Annotated in this window: 14 protein-coding genes; 7 read left to right on the top strand and 7 right to left on the bottom strand. The window is 70.8% G+C overall.

Translation table 11 applies throughout. The annotated features are described in order from the left end of the window. The first annotated feature begins 41 nt into the window (after positions 1 to 41). The 5 genes from WMF39_RS07105 (at position 42) to WMF39_RS07085 (ending at position 8,848) form a co-directional block, all read left to right on the top strand. Entirely contained in the window at positions 42 to 1,994 is a 1,953-nt protein-coding gene (locus WMF39_RS07105) for a DUF4397 domain-containing protein (RefSeq protein WP_437744786.1), read from the top strand. A gap of 144 nt (positions 1,995 to 2,138) precedes the next feature. Next, complete coding sequence (locus WMF39_RS07100) at positions 2,139 to 4,541, top strand: lysyl oxidase family protein (RefSeq protein WP_437744785.1); 2,403 nt, start codon at positions 2,139 to 2,141, stop codon at positions 4,539 to 4,541. Positions 4,542 to 4,642: 101 nt separating this feature from the next. Further along, on the top strand, positions 4,643 to 6,394 hold the full coding sequence (locus WMF39_RS07095) for a M16 family metallopeptidase (protein WP_437744784.1): 1,752 nt from the start codon (positions 4,643 to 4,645) through the stop codon (positions 6,392 to 6,394). A 4-nt stretch (positions 6,395 to 6,398) separates the two neighbouring features. Then, positions 6,399 to 8,048 carry a M16 family metallopeptidase gene (locus WMF39_RS07090; protein ID WP_437744783.1) on the top strand — a complete coding sequence of 550 codons (1,650 nt, stop codon included), beginning with the start codon at positions 6,399 to 6,401 and terminating at the stop codon, positions 8,046 to 8,048. Further along, the gene (locus tag WMF39_RS07085; RefSeq protein WP_437744782.1) at positions 8,045 to 8,848 is read left to right on the top strand and encodes a phosphatase PAP2 family protein; all 804 of its coding nucleotides are present in this window, start codon (positions 8,045 to 8,047) and stop codon (positions 8,846 to 8,848) included. The genes WMF39_RS07090 and WMF39_RS07085 overlap by 4 nt, the downstream gene beginning before the upstream one ends. A 67-nt stretch (positions 8,849 to 8,915) precedes the next feature. Here the strand turns inward: WMF39_RS07085 and WMF39_RS07080 are convergent, their stop codons facing one another. Beyond that, positions 8,916 to 10,205: a glycerophosphodiester phosphodiesterase family protein gene (locus WMF39_RS07080; protein ID WP_437744781.1), complete on the bottom strand. Its 1,290-nt coding sequence runs from the start codon at positions 10,203 to 10,205 to the stop codon at positions 8,916 to 8,918. Between the two features lie 174 nt (positions 10,206 to 10,379). Between WMF39_RS07080 and WMF39_RS07075 the strand changes: the two genes are divergently transcribed. Together WMF39_RS07075 and WMF39_RS07070 are read left to right on the top strand one after the other, a co-directional pair. Beyond that, entirely contained in the window at positions 10,380 to 10,838 is a 459-nt protein-coding gene (locus WMF39_RS07075; protein ID WP_437744780.1) for an SRPBCC family protein, read from the top strand. A gap of 119 nt (positions 10,839 to 10,957) precedes the next feature. Further along, positions 10,958 to 11,416 (top strand): thioredoxin family protein, encoded by a 459-nt coding sequence (locus WMF39_RS07070; protein ID WP_437744779.1) that lies wholly within the window; start codon positions 10,958 to 10,960, stop codon positions 11,414 to 11,416. Positions 11,417 to 11,599: 183 nt separating this feature from the next. Here WMF39_RS07070 and WMF39_RS07065 read toward each other — a convergent pair whose 3' ends face one another. The 6 genes from WMF39_RS07065 to WMF39_RS07040 form a co-directional block, all read right to left on the bottom strand. Beyond that, positions 11,600 to 12,763 (bottom strand): sigma-54 interaction domain-containing protein, encoded by a 1,164-nt coding sequence (locus tag WMF39_RS07065; RefSeq protein WP_437747953.1) that lies wholly within the window; start codon positions 12,761 to 12,763, stop codon positions 11,600 to 11,602. A gap of 152 nt (positions 12,764 to 12,915) precedes the next feature. Continuing rightward, entirely contained in the window at positions 12,916 to 13,671 is a 756-nt protein-coding gene (locus WMF39_RS07060; RefSeq protein WP_437744778.1) for an ABC transporter ATP-binding protein, read from the bottom strand. Positions 13,672 to 13,776: 105 nt separating this feature from the next. Continuing rightward, positions 13,777 to 14,559 carry an ABC transporter permease gene (locus WMF39_RS07055; protein WP_437744777.1) on the bottom strand — a complete coding sequence of 261 codons (783 nt, stop codon included), beginning with the start codon at positions 14,557 to 14,559 and terminating at the stop codon, positions 13,777 to 13,779. Positions 14,560 to 14,606: 47 nt separating this feature from the next. Then, complete coding sequence (locus tag WMF39_RS07050) at positions 14,607 to 15,467, bottom strand: ABC transporter permease (protein ID WP_437744776.1); 861 nt, start codon at positions 15,465 to 15,467, stop codon at positions 14,607 to 14,609. 64 nt (positions 15,468 to 15,531) lie between these two features. Beyond that, positions 15,532 to 16,614: an ABC transporter substrate-binding protein gene (locus tag WMF39_RS07045; protein ID WP_437744775.1), complete on the bottom strand. Its 1,083-nt coding sequence runs from the start codon at positions 16,612 to 16,614 to the stop codon at positions 15,532 to 15,534. 163 nt (positions 16,615 to 16,777) lie between these two features. Then, the gene (locus tag WMF39_RS07040) at positions 16,778 to 18,271 is read right to left on the bottom strand and encodes a hypothetical protein (RefSeq protein WP_437744774.1); all 1,494 of its coding nucleotides are present in this window, start codon (positions 18,269 to 18,271) and stop codon (positions 16,778 to 16,780) included. Between the last annotated feature and the right edge of the window lie 105 nt (positions 18,272 to 18,376).

Below are 18,376 nucleotides of genomic sequence, written 5' to 3'. Positions count from 1 at the left end.
CGTTCTGGCGCGTACGACGCGCTACACGGAGATGTGTTACGATGAAGATGCGTCAACGATGGCTGATCATGGTGGGTGCGCTGGCCGGGCTTTCGATCTTCACGAGCGCTTGCGGGGACGACGATACCTCATCACAGTCGGGGCAAGGCGGAGGTGGGACCACGAGCGCCAGCACGTCGTCGGGCGGTAGCTCTGACGGCGGCGGCGGCGGCGGCACGGGCGGCGCCGGCGGCACGGGCGGCGGCGGCACGGGCGGTGCTGGCAGCACAAGCGGCGCTAGCGGCACGGGCGGCGGCGACGCCAGCGGCACGGGCGGCGCTGGCGGCACGGGCGGCGCTGGCGGCACGGGCGGCGGCGGCGACGCGGCCAGCGCCAGCAGCACGGGCGCCAGCACCACGGGCGCCAGCACCACGGGCGGCGCTGGCGGCACGGGCGGCAGCGGCGACGCGGGTGGCGCCGGCGGCACGGGCGGCGCTGGCGGCACAGGCGGCGCTGGCGGCACGGGCGGCGGCGATCCGGCGGAGTGTGGCCTGCCGCCGGACACCGACCCTGAACCCAAGATCCGGCTCATCAACGCCCTCTTGCCGAACCGCACGAACACACCGGTGGGGGTCAGCGACCCGCCCGCGCTCCGCCTCTATGCGAACGGTGCGCCGGTACCCGACACAGAGGCAGTGTCGCCCGGCGTGGTCGCCGCGTCCGTCACGAGGTACGCCAAAGTCACGGCGGACGCGATCACCTTCTCGGCACGGAGCGATGATGGAACCGGTGGTGGCGTAGGCGACGCGCTCACGATTTCGGCCGATCCACTGACGGTCGCCCCTGGGACGCGCTACACGATCGTGGCCGTCGGAATCCTGGGCACGACGGGCACGACGGCGCCGCGGCTTCTCATCGCAGAAGAGAACTTCACGACGCCTTCATGCAGCGAGGTCGCCCTGCGCTTCGTGGGCGCCGACTCCAACTCGTGGAATCCGAAATCGTTCTACATCGACCGTAGCGCCGCGGCCGCCGCGGCGCTCGATTGGTTCACCGCCAGCGCTCCAGAAGGCGTGCTCGTGCCCCTGTCGACCCGGTCGATCACGGTCACCGCGTCGAGGAACTTCGGTCCGACGGGTCAGGCGCCGTTCTCGCTCTCTGCGGCATCGCTCGTCGGTGGGCGATCGTACTTCGTCATCGAGACCGGGGAGCCGACCCGCGTCGCCAGCGACACGCGCGCACACGGCCTGCTCGTCGTCCCGGCAGGGGACGACTCGCCTGCCGTGTTCGTCAAGCGGGATCCGCTCGTCTATTTCTTCCACGCATCGCTGCCGCCCACGCCGTCGCCCCTCGAGGTGTACTCGGGCACGGAGAGGGTCGCCATCAACCTGAGGTATGCGCAGGCGCCGACGTACACCGATCTTCCGCCGGGTGAGTCGACGCTCTCGCTCGTCGCGCCCGGCGCCGGCGAGGGGGGCTCGGATGTCGAGGTGGTCGGCGCTCAGCGGACGGGCCCGCTGGAGCCCGGCGCGATCTACCTGGGAGGTTTGCTTGGCACCACCGGAGAGGCGGGCGACAAGGCGCTGCAGCTCAAGCTGTGGAGGGTTCAGCCGGAGCTGCCCGGGACGTTCACCACCCCGCGCGTCATGTTGATCAACGCCTCGGCGACAGCGCCCTCGGTGGATCTCGGCCACTGGTCGGTCAATGCAGACGGGACCCGAGGCGACACCTTTACACCCGTGCTCACGGACGTCGCGTACGCGTCGGCGAGCGCGAGCACCGGCGCCGAGTTCGCGGCGCCGCGCGGCGCCGGCCAGCAGTGGGTGGGCGTTCGACCGGTCGGCTCGGCCGATGCCATCCGGAGCGTCTCGGCAGCCGTGCAGAACTACTGGTTCACCGCCGTCCTCCTGGGAGATTGGGCCTCATCCGACCCTGCGAGCGGCGCGCGGATCATGTTCATAAGGAACTTCGGCGTCAATCCAGCGGTACTCCCGTATCCGCTGCCGAGCCCCTGACCGGTCGAAATCCTGCGCCCCCCTCGACCGTACCGATTCTCCCCGCGCGCACCCTCACGATACGCAGCTTGCCTGGCGGCCTGCCGGAACGGCACACGCCTTCCGGCCCGCGCGGCTCGTCTGCTACTGCTGACCAGGGTGCACATGAAGAACGTCGTCGAAGCGCTGTTGATGGGCTCATGGCTCCTGGCGGCCGCCGCGTGCGGCGACGACGGGCCGACCGAGCCGCCCTCGGGCCCGGGAGGCGGCGGGAGCGGCGGCGATGCGCCAGGAGGCATCCGTTGCCCCGGCTCGGACATCGTGTGTCCCGGCGGCGCGCGGTGTCAGATCGATGCCGAGGGCAAGCCGTCGGGCTGCGCCGCCGCGTGCGACGAGGCGCGCGCCTGCGGCGACGCGGCGTGCTGCAGCCCCGGCGCCGCGTGCGTGCGCGGCGGCTGCGAGGCGGCGGACCTCGTGCTCGGGCCCCCGGAGCGAGGAGAGCCCGTCACGTTCGCCACGGTCCGCGTGGACGAGGACGCCTGCGAGCTGCTGCATGGCTGCTTCGGCGCGAGCGGCCGGCGGGCGCTCATGCGCTTCCACGTCTCGCTCGCGAACGCCGGCGACGTTCCGCTCGACCTCGGCGCGCCCTCGGAGAGCGACGTCTTCGAGCCGAACTTCTGCGAGGACAGCTACGTCGTCCCGCACTTCTTCCGCGCGCGCCTCAGCCAGGGCGGCGCGGTGGTCGCCGAGGCCGAGCTCGACGCGCGCTGCGTCGCGATGCCAGGCGGCCAGTACGGCTGCGACGCGCAGGGCCTCGGCCCGGGAGAGCACGTCGAGCAGCCCGGCACCGTGGCGTGCAACGCCCTCGACGTGACCGGCGTCCCGGCCGGGCTCTACGAGCTCGAGATCACCGTGAACCCGAACAGGACCCTCGCCGAGGCGCGCTTCGACAACAACACGATCGTCCTCCCGGTCGATTACCCCGCCTGCGACGGCGCGATCTGCGGCGGCGCGTGCTGTCCCGGCGGCCACGCGTGCGAGGCCGGCGTCTGCATCGTGCCCGACCTGCGCCCGGACAGGCAGCGCATCGTCGACACGATCCGGTTCTCGTACCAGACGTTCCCCAGAGACGCCTGCGAGCTCATGGAAAGGTGCATCGGCGGCCCCGGCCGGCGGCATCTCCTCGAGTTCGAGGGGCGCGTCGAGAACGCAGGGCCCGGCCACCTCGACCCCGGCCCCGAGTTCAACAGCCCGCTCTTCGAGTATGCGCAGTGCCACCAGCACTTTCATTTCCTGGACTTCACCGATTACCGGCTGGTGGACGCGGAGGGCGAGGTCGTCTCCCTGGGGCACAAGCAGGCGTTTTGCCTCGTCGACATGGAGCCCCTCGATCCTTCGTCCCCCGCGCCGCGCGGCTACCCGACCTCGGGAGGCATGGGGTGCAACTTCCTGAGCGCGGGGTGGGCCGACACCTACGACGTCGGCACGCCGTGCCAGTGGGTCGACGTGACGGACGTGCCCGAGGGGGACTACACCCTCCGCGTCACCGTCAACCCGATCGGCGCGATCGCCGAGCAAGCGATCGAGAACAACGTGGTCGAGGTGCCCGTCCACGTCCCGGCGTTCGCGCCCTGCGAGCCCGAGCCGGAGATCTGCGGGGACGCGGTGGACCAGGACTGCGATGGGCTCCCCGACGACGGCTGCGAAGGCGAGGGGTGCGCCTCCCCGGTGCCCGAGGTGTGCGGCAACGCGGTCGACGAGAACTGCAACGGCGTCCCGGACGACGGCTGCGCGCCGATCCCGGGCGCCGACAGCTGCGAGACGCCGGGGGAGCTGACGGGCTCGATGGATTACGCGGCGGAGATCACGGCCGGGAACACCTCCGACGTCGCGCTGCCGTGCGGCGGCAGCGGCGGCGAGGTGTTCTTCCGGTTCACGCTCCCGTCCGACGAGGTCGTGTACCTCGGCACCCTGGCGTCGGACGTCGACACGGCGCTCGCGGTGCTCGAGGGCGACGGGTGCGGCGGCCCCCCCGTCGGCTGCGCGGCCAGCAGCTGCGGCGACGCCGCGCCGGGCGCGCACTTCGCGGCCAGGCTCCGGGCCGGGACCTACACGGTGGTGGTCAAGGCCGCGCAGCCGGAGGCGCTCGGCACGGTCCGCCTCAGGTTCCAGCGCGCGTCGTGCCTCGGCGAGAGGGCCGGGGTCATCTCGGGCAGCGGCCTCGTCAGCGGCGACACCACCGGGGCGCCGATCCCTCCCAGCTCCGCGTGCGGCGCGAGCAGCCCTGAGCAGACGTTCTATGTCCCGGTCTGCCCGGGGATGTCGACCGTGGTGTCCTCGTGCGGCCTGACCGACTTCCCGATGACGATCAAGACCGCGGACGACGCATGCAATCCCATCAACATCGAGTGCTTCGGCCCGCTCAGCGCATGCGCGGGCGAGAGGGAGGGCGTGAACTCCCGGATTTACGGGGCACGACCGGGAGGGAGCCTCGGCGCCATCACCGTGAAGGGGCGTACTCCGGTGGATTTCGGGCCGTACCAGCTCTTCGTCGCGCCATTCCAGTGACAGGAGCGCAGCGCCGACCGTGAACCGCGCTGCGCCGCGCCTCCCTTTCCACGAGCGAAGTTTGCGCTCGACCTCGGGCGATCTGCGCTAAAACCGCGCTCATGCGAGCCCACCATCGGTCCGAACGGACGCGCCCCCGGGCGCTCTCGTCCCTGTCCAGCGCGCTCGTCGCCGCGCTCGGCCTGACGTTGCCCGCCTACGCCGCGCCCCCGGCCGCGACGCCGGCGCAGCCTGCGGCGGCTCAACCTGCGGCCAAGCCCGCGCCCGCGGCGGCGCCGGTCGCGACGAAGGCGCAGCCTGCGGCGGCGGCGACCAGCGTGAGCGTCGCCATCCCGGTCGAGAAGTACACGCTGGAGAACGGGCTCGAGGTGGTCCTGCACGAGGATCACCGCACGCCCGTCGTGGCCGTCAACGTCTGGTACCACGTCGGCTCCAAGGACGAGCCGCGGGGGAAGAACGGCTTCGCGCACCTCTTCGAGCACGTCATGTTCCAGGGCTCGAAGCACGTGGGCGAGGACATGTTCTTCAAGTACCTGGAGCGGGCCGGCGCGAGCGATCGCAACGGGACGACGAACACCGACCGCACCAACTACTTCGAGACCGTCCCCGCCAACGAGCTCGCGCTGGTGCTCTGGCTGGAGAGCGACCGGATGGGGTGGCTGCTCGACCACGCGAACGACGCGACCTTCACGAGCCAGCGCAATGTCGTGAAGAACGAGCGCCGCCAGAACTACGAGAACGCGCCCTACGGCCTCGTGCCGCAGTTCCTCCGCGCGGCCCAGTTCCCGGAGAGCCACCCCTACCACCTGCTGACCATCGGCACGCCCGAGGATCTCGACGCGGCGCAGATGGACGACGTGAAGGCCTTCTTCCGGACGTTCTACGTGCCCAACAACGCGACCCTCGTCGTGGCGGGCGACATCGACCGGAGCAAGGCAAAGGAGCTCATCCAGAAGTACTTCGGCCCCATCGCGAAGGGCGCCCCGCCGCCCGTGGCGACGAAGCCCGACCCCGGCGACCTCGCGACCGAGAAGCGCCTCGACATCGAGGCGGACGTCGAGCTGCCCCGCGTGACGATCAGCTGGGTGACGCCGCCGAGCTTCGCGCCCGGCGACGCCGAGCTCGACCTCGTCGCCAACGTCCTCGCCTCGGGCAAGACGAGCCGCCTCTACAAGAAGCTCGTGTACGATCTCCAGATCGCGCAGGACGTCTTCGCGTTCCAGCAATCGAGCCAGCTCGCCAGCACCTTCCAGATCACGGCGACGCTGAAGAAGGGCAAGTCGCCCGAGCAGGCCCTGAAGCTCATCGACGCCGAGCTCGAGCGGCTGCGCAAGGCGCCGCCGACGCAGGACGAGCACGACCGGGCCCAGGCCAAGGTGCTCTCGGAGCTGGTCTTCAGCATGGAGCAGGTGACGGCCCGCGCGAACGCCATCAACAACTACAACCAGCTCACCGGCGATCCGGGGTACTTCCCGAAGGACGTGGCCAGGTACGAGAAGGCCACCGCCGCCGACCTGCAGAAGGCGACCGCGGATCTCCTGCCCCAGGGCAGGCGCGTGATCGCCCTCGTCACGCCGAAGCCGGGCGCTCCGAAGGCCGGGCGCCTCGTGACGCAGAGCGGGGCGGCGACGCCCGCGGCGGCGGGCGCGAAGCCCACCACCGCGGCGCCGTCGGCAGCGGCGAGCGTGAAGCCCGCGGTCGCGGCGCCCGCAGCCACGCCGGCGGGCGCGAAGCCCGCGGCCGCGCCGGCGACCGACAAGCCGGCGGCCGCGCCGGCCATCATGAAGCCCGCTGGCGACAAGCCCGCGGTCGACAAGCCTGCGGCCGGCCCGGCCGCGCCGAAGGGGGGTTGAGCCCATGCGCATGAAACGAACCGTCTCCGCCTCGCTCGCAGCCGTGGCGCTCGCCGCCTGCGCTCCGGTCACGTCGACGCCGCCCCCCGCGCCCCCCGGCGCGCAGGCCCCCGCCGCGGCGCCGCCCGCCGCCGCGTCGGCGGACGACTTCCGCAAATCGCCGCCTCTCCCGGGGCCGGAGGTGGTCTTCCAGCCGCCGCGGATCGAGGAGGCGAAGCTCGCGAACGGGATCCGCGTCCTCGTCGTCGAGCGGCACGAGCTGCCGATCGTGGCCGTGGACGTGACGACCGTCCGCGGCGCCGATCAGGCCGAGCCGGGCGTCGGCGCGTTCGCGGGCGCGATGCTCATGCAGGGCACCAGGACCCGCAGCGCGCTCGCGCTCAGCGACGCGCTCGGCAAGCTCGGCGCGAGCTTCTCGTCCGCGGTCGGCTTCGACGGCGGCGGCGTGCAGGGCCAGAGCGTGACGCCGCGGTTCGGGGAGATGCTCACGCTGCTCGGCGACGCGTACATGAACCCGGCCTTCGCGCCGGCGGAGATCGAGCGCGAGCGGTCGCGCCGCATCACCCAGCTCGCCGAGATGAACGATCGCCCCGCGTCGCTCCTCTCCATCGCCCAGGCCCAGGTCCTTTACCCCGAGGGCCACCCGTACAACGCGCCGCTGATCGGCACCGAGGCGGCGCTGAAGAAGATCACGGCGGGCGCCCTGGCGAAGTTCCACGCCGCGCAGTTCCGGCCGGAGCTGACGACCGTCGCCATCGCCGGGGACATCACCAAGGCCGACGCGGTGAAGGAGGTGGAGCGGGTCTTCGGCGCCTGGAAGGGCCTGGCCTCCGCGCCGCCCGCCCCCGCCAAGGCGGCGATCCCCGCCGATCCGCCGGCGATCGCCGCGGGCGCGCCGCGCGTCGTGGTCGTCGACAGGCCAGGGCTCACGCAGTCGACCGTGACGGTGGCGCTTCCGGGCGTGCCGCGCGCGACGGCGGACTACGACGCGCTGCTCGTGATGAACACCCTCCTCGGCGGGCAGTTCTCGAGCCGGCTCAACCTGAACCTGCGCGAGAAGCACGCCTACACCTACGGCGCGCGCTCCGGCTTCGACATGCGCCACGGAGCGGGCCCCTTCTCCGCGGGCGGCGCCATCGTGCGCGAGAACACGGGCCCCGCCGTGAGGGAGATCTTCGCGGAGATCGACCGGATGCGGCGGGAGCCCGTCACGAACGAGGAGCTCGCGGACGCCAAGGCGAACCTCATCCGCCAGCTGCCGGCGCGCTTCGAGACGGCGGACGCGACCGCGTCGACGATCGCGGGCCTCGCGGTCTACGATCTGCCGCTCGACGAGTACGCGACGCGACCGGCGAGGCTCCAGCGGATCACGCCCGCGGACGTGCAGCGGGTCGCGCAGAAGTACCTCGTGCCCGAGCAGCTCCGGGTCGTCCTTGTGGGCGACGCCGGCGCTGTCGGAGAGCAGCTCTCGGCGTTGCAGCTCGGTGAGGTCATCGTGCAGAAGGCGCCAGGCGTGACGGCCGGACCGGCGGCGGCGGCCAGCAAGCCGGCGGCGCCCGCAGCGCCCCAGGCTGCGAAGCCCGCGGCGCCCGCGCAGCCAGCCGCGCCCCAGACCACAAAGCCTGCAGCGCCCCCCGCAGCGAAGAAGCCGTGAGGTACGCCGCGCCGCTCGCCTGCGTGTGCGCGCTGGCGTGGAGCGCGCCCGCCGCCGCGCAGGCGGGGCCGGCGGCCCCGGACTGGGCGTTCGGCACGCCGGGCGGCGAGGCGGCCCTCGCCGCGGCCTGCACCGCGTCGCTCGCGACGTACCTGCTCCCGCAGCGGCGCTCCGGGTGGGGCGCCGCCACCAGCGAGGAGCGCAACGACGCGGTCGGCCTCGCCAGCGATATCACCGGCGCGGCGGCGGGCACGCTGCTCCTCCTCGGCAGCGGGTACGCCCTCGAGGGCAGCTACCTCGCGGGCGCCGGCGTCCCCCGCCCCTACGCGCGGGCGCTCAGGACATCGCTCATCGAGGTCGAGGCGGTGGCGCTGTCGACCGGCCTCTCGAACGTGATCAAGCGCCTGTCGGGCCGGTGCCGGCCGCGCTCGTGGCGGACCGATCGGTGCGGCGAGACCGACCTCGATTTCGACGCCTTCCCCTCGGGTCACACGACCCCGGTGGCCGCCATCGCGGGCGCGCGCCTGAACCTCGCGCTGCGCACGACCGGCGACGCCGCGCCGCGCCTCGGCGCGCTCGCCCTCGCCGAGGCGGCCACGGTGGTGACGATGGCGCTGCGGATCGGCGCCGGCGCGCACTCGTGGCAGGACGTCGGCGCCGGCATGATCCTGGGCCACGTGACGGGCTTCGCGATCGCGGCCGTCCACCCGATGCAGCCGAGCGAGACCAGGTACGCGGCCGGCGTGATGCCCGGCCCGCCCCCCGAGCCCGCCGCGGTCACCTGGTCGTGGGCGTTCTGATGCCACGTCGAGAGGCCGCCGGGGGCTCGGCGGCCGCGGTTGCGCCCCGCTCCCCCGCCGCCCCGCCTCAGAGGCCCATGCAGCTCGCGTAGTACGTCACGGTGGCTGGCCAGTCGGAGAAGACGCCGCGGACGCCCACGTCGCGCGCGAGCACGTCGAGCATCACCATCGTGTCGCCATCGTTGTCGATGCTGTCCGCGACCGACTGGTAATAGTAGCCGCCGCCGCTCGCCAGCGGGCCCGAGCGCTCGAGCGTCCACGTGATGATGTCGAGGCCGGCGGCCCTGGCGGCCTCGGCGTAGTCCGAGGGCACGATCCCTCCTTTGCCGTCGAGCGTCACGAGCGCGAACATCGGCGGCGCGACGATCTTCACGCCCTGATCCGCGAGGCGCTGCATCCCGGAGACCGCCTCCTCGTACCCCTCGGCCGTGTCGACGCGTTCGTCGAGGTACACGGCCTGCGCGCCGAACTCCGGCTCTCTCTCGAGCCAGTAGAGCACGTCGTCGAGGCGGAACGACTGCGCGAACACCTGCTTCGGATCGATGTCGGCCGCCTTGTACTCGTCGATCATCTGCTGCGCGTAGTCCTGTTGCTCGTACTCGCCCTCGTACGGCATCTCCACCTCCGGGACCTTGAGCTCCGGGGTGAACTTGACGCCCAGGCTCGAGAAGAGCTCGATGCTCTCGGCGTGCGTGAGCAGCGTGCCGCACGTGGCGTAGAGGTCCGTGCGGAACGTGGGCGTCGCGGCCATGTACTCCAGGGCCGTGGCGGCGTCCGGGTTCGCGGAGTCCATCTTGCCGCAGAGCCGCTTGAACTCGGCGAGGGTGATGTCGCTCGTGCAGCACTTCGCCGAGGCGGGCGTTCCGGCCTCGGCGTCGGCCGGCACGAACGGCTCCGAGCACTTCTCGGCGAGCTCCGGGATCGCGAGGATGTTCGTCGTCGTGTGGAGATCGCACTGGGCGTGACGGCACACGAGCTTTCGGTCCCTGGTGAAGGTCACGTCGCACTCCACGATGCCGGCGCCCATGCGGGCGGCCGCCTCGTACGACTCCCTCGTGTGCTCGGGGAACTGCATGCAAGCGCCGCGATGGCCGATGGAGAAATCGGTGCGCTCGAAGGGCCCCTCGGAGCACGAGAGGAGCGCCTCCTTCAGCTCGCCTTCTTCCATGTCCGCGACGAGGTAATACGGCCGCGGGCCGAGCTGCACGCCGTGCTGCGCGGCATCCTCCTCGGCCGGCGGGGCCGGCAGCGGCGCGGGCTGCACCGCCTCGTCGCCGCTGGAGCACGCGCTCAGCGCAGCGACAGGCAGCGCGACAAGCGCCGTGGCCGTGCTCATTCTGGCGCTCTTCCTGATCATGAGACGCTCTCCTCTGGGTGGATTGAAGTTCGGACGGTACTCGCGTGCTCCTGTGAGAATATGTCGTCGGTGAAACAACCAAGCGACATCCCCTCTCCGGCGTGCTGTCGCCAGGAGCGGCGGTGATGCGCGTGCGCTCCTCGAAGAGGGGCGTGATGCGATCCATGCTCGCGCATGCCCACCTTCGAGAAGCGCACGCGCATCGCCGCGCCCCCCGAGCGGGTCTTCGCCTTCCACGAGGAGCCTGACGCCCTCGAGCGCCTCACGCCCCCCTGGGAGCACGCGCGCGTGCTGGAGAAGACTGGAGGCATCCTCGTCGGCGCGCGCGTGGTCGTGGAGACGCGCGTCGGCCCCGTCCTCTTGCGCTGGGTCGCGGAGCACACGCAGTACGAGCGGGGCCGGATGTTCCAGGACACGCAGCGCAGCGGGCCGTTCAAGCGCTGGGTGCACACGCACCGCATGGACCCCGACGGCTCGGGCGGCTGCTACCTCACGGACCGCGTGGAGTACGAGCTCCCGCTCGGCGCGATCGGCCGGCTCGGCGGCGGCCTCTTCGTCCGGCGCAAACTGGAGCGGATGTTCGACTACCGCCACGAGGTGACGCGACGGGCCTGCGAAGCCTCGCCGCGGTAGCCCGCTCGCCGACCGCCGCGTCCGCCGCACGGCGCGCACGCCCCCTGGTTGCCAAGGCGTACGCCGGACCCAAGTTGCTCGCAATGCCGCGGCACGCGGCGACGGCAAGGAGAAGGAGCATGGCTATCTACCGTTGCGGCCGTTGCGGCTCGATCAACCGGGTTGCGGACCAGAGGGTCAAGGATCGGCCGGTCTGTGGCCGCTGCAAGGCTCACCTCGACACGACGGGCGCTCCGCAGCCGGTGGACGGGGCCGCGCTCGAGCAGGCGATTGCGAGCTCTCCTGTCCCCGTCCTTGTCGACTACTGGGCCACCTGGTGCGGCCCGTGCCGTGTCGTCGCGCCGGCCCTCGACGAGCTCGGCCGCAGGAATGCGGGCCAGGTGCTGGTCCTCAAGCTCGACACCGACGCCGATCCGGCGGAGGCCGGGCGCCGGCGCATCCAGGGGGTGCCCACCTTCGTGCTCTTCAGCGGAGGGCGAGAGCTCGATCGCCGCAGCGGCGTGAGCTCGCGCGCCGATCTGGAGCGCTGGATCGAGACCAAGGCCGGGCAGCCCTCCACGGGCGCGAGCCACACTTGAGCCCGCGCTGCGGGCCCTGCCTGCAGGAAGCGGAGCTGGGGAGCTGGGAGCCGGGAAGAGCGGGTGACGCGACGCGCCTGGTCGACGTCACCAGCGCGTCTTCAATCAAGCGTTGCGCGTCCGGCGAGGCAGGCGTGGCGTTGAAGAATCACAGCCGAGCTGACGCGCTGGCTCAACGTTCGCTCAGGTCGTCCCAGGGGCGCGCGGCGCGGGGCTCGCCTCCCCTCGCCCGAACGCGGCGGCCGCCGTCCCGCCGCGCGACGCCCGGTAGCGCGCCAGCTCCCCGAACTGCGCGAGCCGCGCGCGCACGATGTTCCTGCTGATGCCGAGCAGCCTGGCCGTCTGGAGCTGGTTGCGATCGCAGTAGCGGTACGCCGTCCGGATGATCGTCTCCTCGATCTGCTCGTGCAGGTTCGGCAGGTTCTGCTCGAACATCGCGAGCAGCGCGCCCTCCAGCGCCGTCGCCTGCGGCGTCGGCCTGACCTGGGACACGGCGTCCGTCGCCCCCTGCTCCGGCGGAGGAATGCTGGCCCCGGCCTTCGGCTGGAGCGCCGTGAGGCGCAGGTCCGCCGGGGTGACCTCCTGGCCTTTGCAGACCAGGAGCGCGTGGTGCATCGCGTTCTCGAGCTCCCGGATGTTCCCGGGCCACGGGTGCCCGAGGAGCCGCGCTGTCGCCTCCGCCGTGAGCACGGCCGGCCCCGAGCCGAGCCGGTGCGTGTAGAGCTCGAGGAAGTAGCGCGCCAGCGGGAGGATGTCGCCCGGCCGCTCGCGCAGCGGCGGGAGCGCCAGCGTCGCCACGTTGAGCCGGTAGAAGAGATCCTCGCGGAACTTCCGCGCGATCACCGCCTCCTCCAGGTTCACGTTGGTCGCCGCGACGAGCCGCACGTCGATCGGGATCGGCTGGCGCGAGCCGAGCCGCACCACCTCGCGCTCCTGCAGCACGCGGAGCAGCTTGACCTGGAGCGGCAGCGACAGATCCCCGATCTCGTCGAGGAACAGCGTCCCGCCGTCCGCCGCCTCGAACCACCCGGCCTTCGAGGTCGTCGCCCCCGTGAAGGCGCCCTTCTCGTGGCCGAACAGCTCGCTCTCGACGAGGGACTCCGACCAGGCGCCGCAATTCACCGCCACGAAGGGCCGCCCCCGCCGGTGGCTCAACGTGTGGATGTGACGGGCCACGATCTCCTTGCCCGTGCCGGTCTCCCCCGTCACGAGCAACGTCGCGTCGCTCGGCGAGAGCTGCCGGATCCGCTCGAGGATCGCCTGCGAGCGTGGATCCTCGAAGACAAGCGCCTTGGCGCGCACAGAAAGGGCCAACGAGCTCGTGTTGGGAAGCGTGAGCAAGGGCATCGTCATCGGGCTTCACTCACCATAATAGCGGATGGTTCGTCCATTATAACGGATGACCCTGCCATGCGCCAGAGATCTTTCTCTGGCGCGGCCCCACCGGTTGTCCCAGATGGCTTCGGGCCTCCCGTCACGCTGCGCCTCGATCCGTCACGCTAGGCCTCGAGGAGGTAGCCGCGCACCTCGTCGACGAGGGCCTTGATCTCGTGATCGGTGCGGGACCTCGGTCGCGGCGCGCTGACGGGGACGACGCGCTTGATCCTCCCGGGCCGCGGCTCGAGCACGACGACGCGATCGCCGAGGAACACCGCCTCCTCGACGTCGTGCGTGACGAGGATCATGGTGATCTGCTCCTCCTGCCAGATGCGCTGGAGCTCCTGCTGCAGCTTCGCGCGGGTCAGCGCGTCGAGCGCGCCGAACGGCTCGTCGAGCAGCAGGATGCCCGGCCGGTTGACCAGCCCTCGCGCGATCGCCGCCCGCTGGGCCATCCCGCCGGAGAGCTGGTGCGGGTACGCCCGCTTGAACCCGGACAGGCCCACGAGCTCGAGGTGCTCGTCGACCGCGCGGGTCTTCTCCGCGTGCGTCCACGCCGAGCTCTCGAGCCCGAGCGCGACGTTCTGCTCGATGGTGAGCCAGGGGAAGAGCCGGTGCTCCTGGAAGACGATGCCCCGATCGAGGCTCGTCCCCTGGACGCGCGCGCCGCCGACGAGGATATCGCCCTCGTAGTCGCCGTCCAGCCCGACGAGGAGCCGGAGGAGCGTCGACTTGCCGCAACCGCTCGTGCCCACGACGCTGATGAACTCGCCGGGGTGAATGGTCAGGCCGATCCCCCGGAGGACCTCCAGGGGCTTGTCCTTGACCACGTACTTCTTGCTGACATCGCGAATGTTGATGACTCCAGGCGAGCCCATGAGTTCCTCCTCGAAGCAGACGAAGCAGACGAAGCAGACGAAGCAGACGAAGCAGACGAAGCAGACGGAATCAGACGTTGACGACGTTGACGACGTTGTCGACGCTCACACGCCGCGGACGCGCCACCGCAACAGGCGGTCTTCCGCGGCCTTGGCCAGCGCGTTCAGGCCGAAGCCCACGAGGCCGGACACGATCAGCCCGACCAGCACGACATCCATGGCGAAGCGCTCGCGCCCGTCCACCATCAGGCTGCCGATCCCGGGGGCGGGCTCGAGCAGGTACTCGGCCCCGAGCGTGCCGAGCCACGCGTAGATGAGCCCCTGGTGCACGCCCGCGAAGAGCGACGGCGCGGCGGACGGCAGGATGACCTTGCGGAGGATCTGCCACCGCGAGAGGCGGAGCACCCGCGCCACCTCGATGTGTTCGACACCGACGCTGCGCACGCCTTCATAGGTGTTCACGACGACCGGGTAGAAGGCGGAGAGCGCGATGAAGGCGATCTTCGCCTGCTCGCCCACGCCGAGCCACACCGACATGAGCGGGATCCACGCGAACAGCGCGACCTGCTTCGCCGCGTTGAAGCTCGGTGAGAACAGCTTGTCGGCGGTGCGCGAGACGGCGAGCAGGCCGCCGACGGCGCCGCCCGCGAGGATCCCGAGCGCGAGCCCAAGGAGATCCCGGACAAGGCTGGCGCGCAGGTGTGCCCAGAGATCGCCGCTCTCGTGCAGCGCGCTCGCGGCCTTCCAGACCGCGAGCGGCGGGACCAGGATGCGGGTGCTGGCGAGCTCGTAGCGGCAGACCACGAGCCACGCGACGAACAGCAGGACGGGCAGGACCAGGCCGCGCCGCAGCCGCGGCTGGATCAGAGCATGGGTGATAGCGCTCATCGTGTGTGATCTTCGGTGAGGTGTACCAGGGCGTCTTCGGTGAGGTGTTACAGGGCGGCGCGCCGCCAGCGGAGGAGGCGGGCCTCGATCGCCTCGAGCCCCTTGTCGAGCACGAGCCCGACGATCCCCACGACGAGGATCGCCGCGAGCACCACGTCGAGCTGGAACAGCTGGCGGCCCCAGACGATCAGGAACCCGACGCCCTCGGACGAGGCCAGGAGCTCGACCGTGACGAGCGACAGCCACGCTTGCGTCAGGCCGTAACGGATGCCGACGGCGATGGACGGCACCGCGGCGGGGAGCACGACCCTCCGGAGCAGCTGAGCATGGCTGAAGCGGAAGACCCGGGCCACCTCGATGTACGATCTCGGCACGTTCTTGATGCCCTCGAACGTGTTGATCGCCACGGGGATGAGGCTCGCCTGCGCGATGAGGATCAGCTTGAGCGACTCGCCGATCCCCGCCACCATCATGACCAGCGGCAGCCACGCGAGCGCGGGGACCTGCGCGAGCGCCTTGAAGAGCGGGTGGACGTGCTCCTCGATCCGCCGCGAGAGCCCCATGGCAATGCCGAGCGCGAGGCCCGCCGCGCCGCCCGCGGCGAAGCCGCCGAGGACGCGACCGAGGCTGATGGCGATGTTCGTGTGCAGATCGCCCGAGCTCGCGAGCTCGGTCAGCGTCTGCACGACGAGCCCTGGCGCGGGCAGGATCTGCGCCGGGATCAGCTCGCGCTGCGAGGCGTAGCTCCACGCGAGGAGGAGCGCCGCCGGGAAGACGAGCCCCACGGCGACGTTGCCCACCTTCCGCGACAGGAGCCGGGAGGCGCCGCCCGCGGGCAGCGCCACGTCGGGCGCCGCGAGCTTGTAGCCGGCCTGGGTCTGGCTTTCTTGAATTCCCTGCTGCGTCATCTTGGTTGCCTTTCTCTCGTGGCGTTCCGCCCTGCGCTAGGCCCCTTCGCCGCGCGCTCTCCTCTCATGACCTCCCGGGGTGCTTGACCTTCCCGTTCACGTCGAACTCGGGCCAGTAGCCCTCGAGGTTCAGCTCCTTCAGCGCCGCGTTCAGGAACCGCAGATCGATCCAGGAGTCGACGTCGAACGTGTTCCTGATCAGGCCGAACCGCTTCGCGTCGGCGACGGCCGCCTTGTAGCGGGAGATCAGGTATTCATCGAACAGCGGGCTCGCGCGCACCTTGAGCGAGTCGCCCGTCTGGTCCGCCTTGAAGTTCGAGTACGGCACCCCCGACTTGGACCAGAGCTGGTAGATCGGCGCCGGGTTGGCCTCGTTCTGCGCGATCCAGTGGGCGGCCTGCACGACGACCTTGACGACGCGCCTCGTGATGTCGGGATATTTGTTCGCGAAGTCCTCGGTGACGATCAGGTGGGCGTGCCGCAGGTAGGCCGGCGAGTCGTTCTTCGTCGAGTAGACGATCTTGGCGACCCCCTGATCCTGGAGCGTGAGCAGGTCGTACCCGCCGAAGGCGGCGTCGATGTCCCTCGTCGCCAGCGCCGCCTTCGCGGTCGCGCTGTCCATGTTGAGGATCCGGAGATCGCGCTCCGACAGCCCGCTGCCCGCGAGGATCTTGTTGACGGCGAGCTGCAGATTCGTGCCCTTGAAGAGGGCGACCTTCTTCCCCTTGAGGTCCGCGAGCGACGCGATCGACGAGTCCGCCGGGACGGCGAGGTAGGTATGCTGCCTCGTCGACACCCCCGCGAGGAGCTTCGTCTTGAGCCCCCCCGCCCTGCCGATGCTCGACGGCAGGTCTCCCTGGAGCGCGAAGTCGAGCAGCCGGTTCGCGTACGCCTCGTTGACGGCGGGCCCGGCCCCCTTGAAGAAGGACCACTCGATCTTGATATTGTCCTTCTTGAACTCCTCTTCCAGGAGCCCCCGCGCGTGCACCACGCTCAAGCTGCTACCGCCGACGAACGGCCGGTTCCCGATCCCCGCCCCCGCAAATGCAACCCGGATAACGCCAGGCGCCTCCGCCCGCGCCACATGCGCCGTCAACGTCAAAATCGCCGCGACCAGTATCTGCACCCAAATCAAAGCTCGTCTCATAAATTTCCTCTCTGAACTCATTGCCACACACCGCCCCCAGAGGGGGGCTCACCCGCACAGGAGACGGGCCCAGATCGGCGTCTTCGGCGCGCAGGCGTACTCCAGTACGCCGAGCACCGAAGACGCCGAGGTGGGCCCGTATCCGAAGCGGGTGAGCCCCCCTCTAGAAGGAGCCTTGGAGCTGGGCTAGGACCTCGTGTTTGGCCCCCTCGGTGCTCGTGCGGTCGTCTCGACGGTTGACGTTGAGCTGGAACTTCGTCGTCTCCGCGAAGAAGACGTTGAAGCCGAGCGTGTAGACGTCGACCCGGTTCTCTTGCACCTCGGTGCTGGGGTCGAAGAGGTCGACGCGGAGGAACGGCTGGTAGGTCTTCGGCCACCAGTCGTCGTAGCGGCCCTGGTTGCGGTAGCCCCTCAGGAACTGCTCGCCCCAGTTGTAGAAGAAGGTCGCCACGTGCGACAGGCTGGTTTGCCTCGTCTTCCGGGGGTCCTCCGCCGTCGTCCCGAGCGTCACGTCGTCCTGGCCGTAGATGAACTCGTAGGTGACGCCGATCGGATAGTGGTTGTAGTAGATGTCGCCGCCGAAGCGACGCTTGACGCCCTTGCCGGACAGCGTCTTCTTCTCGTCCTTGAGAAACGTGTTTTGCCAGCCGATGTACGCGCTCCCGCCGAGCGTGATCTGGCGGAGGATGGAGTTGTAGTCGGACGGCACGGTGAACGCGAGGCGGCCGATGATGTCCTTCTCGCTGTTGTCGTCGGGCGTGTTCGGCCCGCTCCCGTTGATGATGCCGATCGCGTAGGCGAGGAGGGGCGCCCGGTAGTTGTAGCCGTAGTCCACCTGCGGCAGCACGTCGCCGCGGACGATGAGCCCGAGGTCGCGCCGGTTCAGCCCGAGCTTCGTCGTGAACTGCGCGTTGGTGATCACCGGCTTCAGCTCCTCGCTCGCGGGGACCTCCAGCCCGAAGGGCAGGAGCTGCTGGCCCAGGGTGACCTGCAGGACCCAGTCCTCGGGGGCGAGGGTGGGGAGCACGGAGTACGCCAGCTGGGCGTCCAGCAGGTTGAGGAAGCTGTTGTTGCTCGCCTGCTGGGGCGAGGCGCCGAAGCGCACCGAGTAGGTCAGGTTGCGGCCTTCCTCGTAGTCCTTGTAGAGGATGCCATTGAACGTGAGGGTCGCGGCGCCCGTGTCGAACGTCACCTTGCGATCGTTCGAGGTCGCCGTGTTCACCGGCTGCTCCGTCCATCCGATGCGCGCCTGGATGACGCCGCCGACGAGGAGGGAGCGTGTCGAGAGGGCGGTGTGGAGATCGCGCTCTCGCTGCCACTGGAACTTGAAGTTCTCGAGGTCGGTGACGAGCCCTTGCAGGTCGTCCCGCGTGACGGCGTTGGGATCCGGCTCGACGAAGGCCTCCGCGGCTGCGTCGCCCGCGGGCGGGGCGCCGGGGGTGGCGCCGGGAGCAGCCGGGGCGGCGGTCGCGGCGCCCGGCGCGGCGGGGGCTGCGCCAGCAGGCGCCGCAGCCGCACCGGCAGGCGTAGGGGCCGCGCCGGCAGGCGCCTGAGCCGCACCGGCAGGCGCAGGGGCCGCGCCGGCAGGCGCAGGCGCAGGCGCGGGACGCTCGCCCTGGGCTCTGCCGGGCGGGTTCTGCGCGCTCGCCTGCGTCACGCAAAGGACGAGGCTCGTCGCGAGGATCGATGAAATGGCGGTTCTTGAGCGGTCGAGCAAACGCATGAATGGATCCAGAGGGGTTCGTTGATTCACAGCTACGGT

The sequence above is a fragment of the Sorangium sp. So ce1504 genome (assembly GCF_051521635.1).
Classification (GTDB): domain Bacteria; phylum Myxococcota_A; class Polyangia; order Polyangiales; family Polyangiaceae; genus Sorangium; species Sorangium cellulosum_B.
This window is presented reverse-complemented; position numbering and strand designations above follow the sequence as displayed.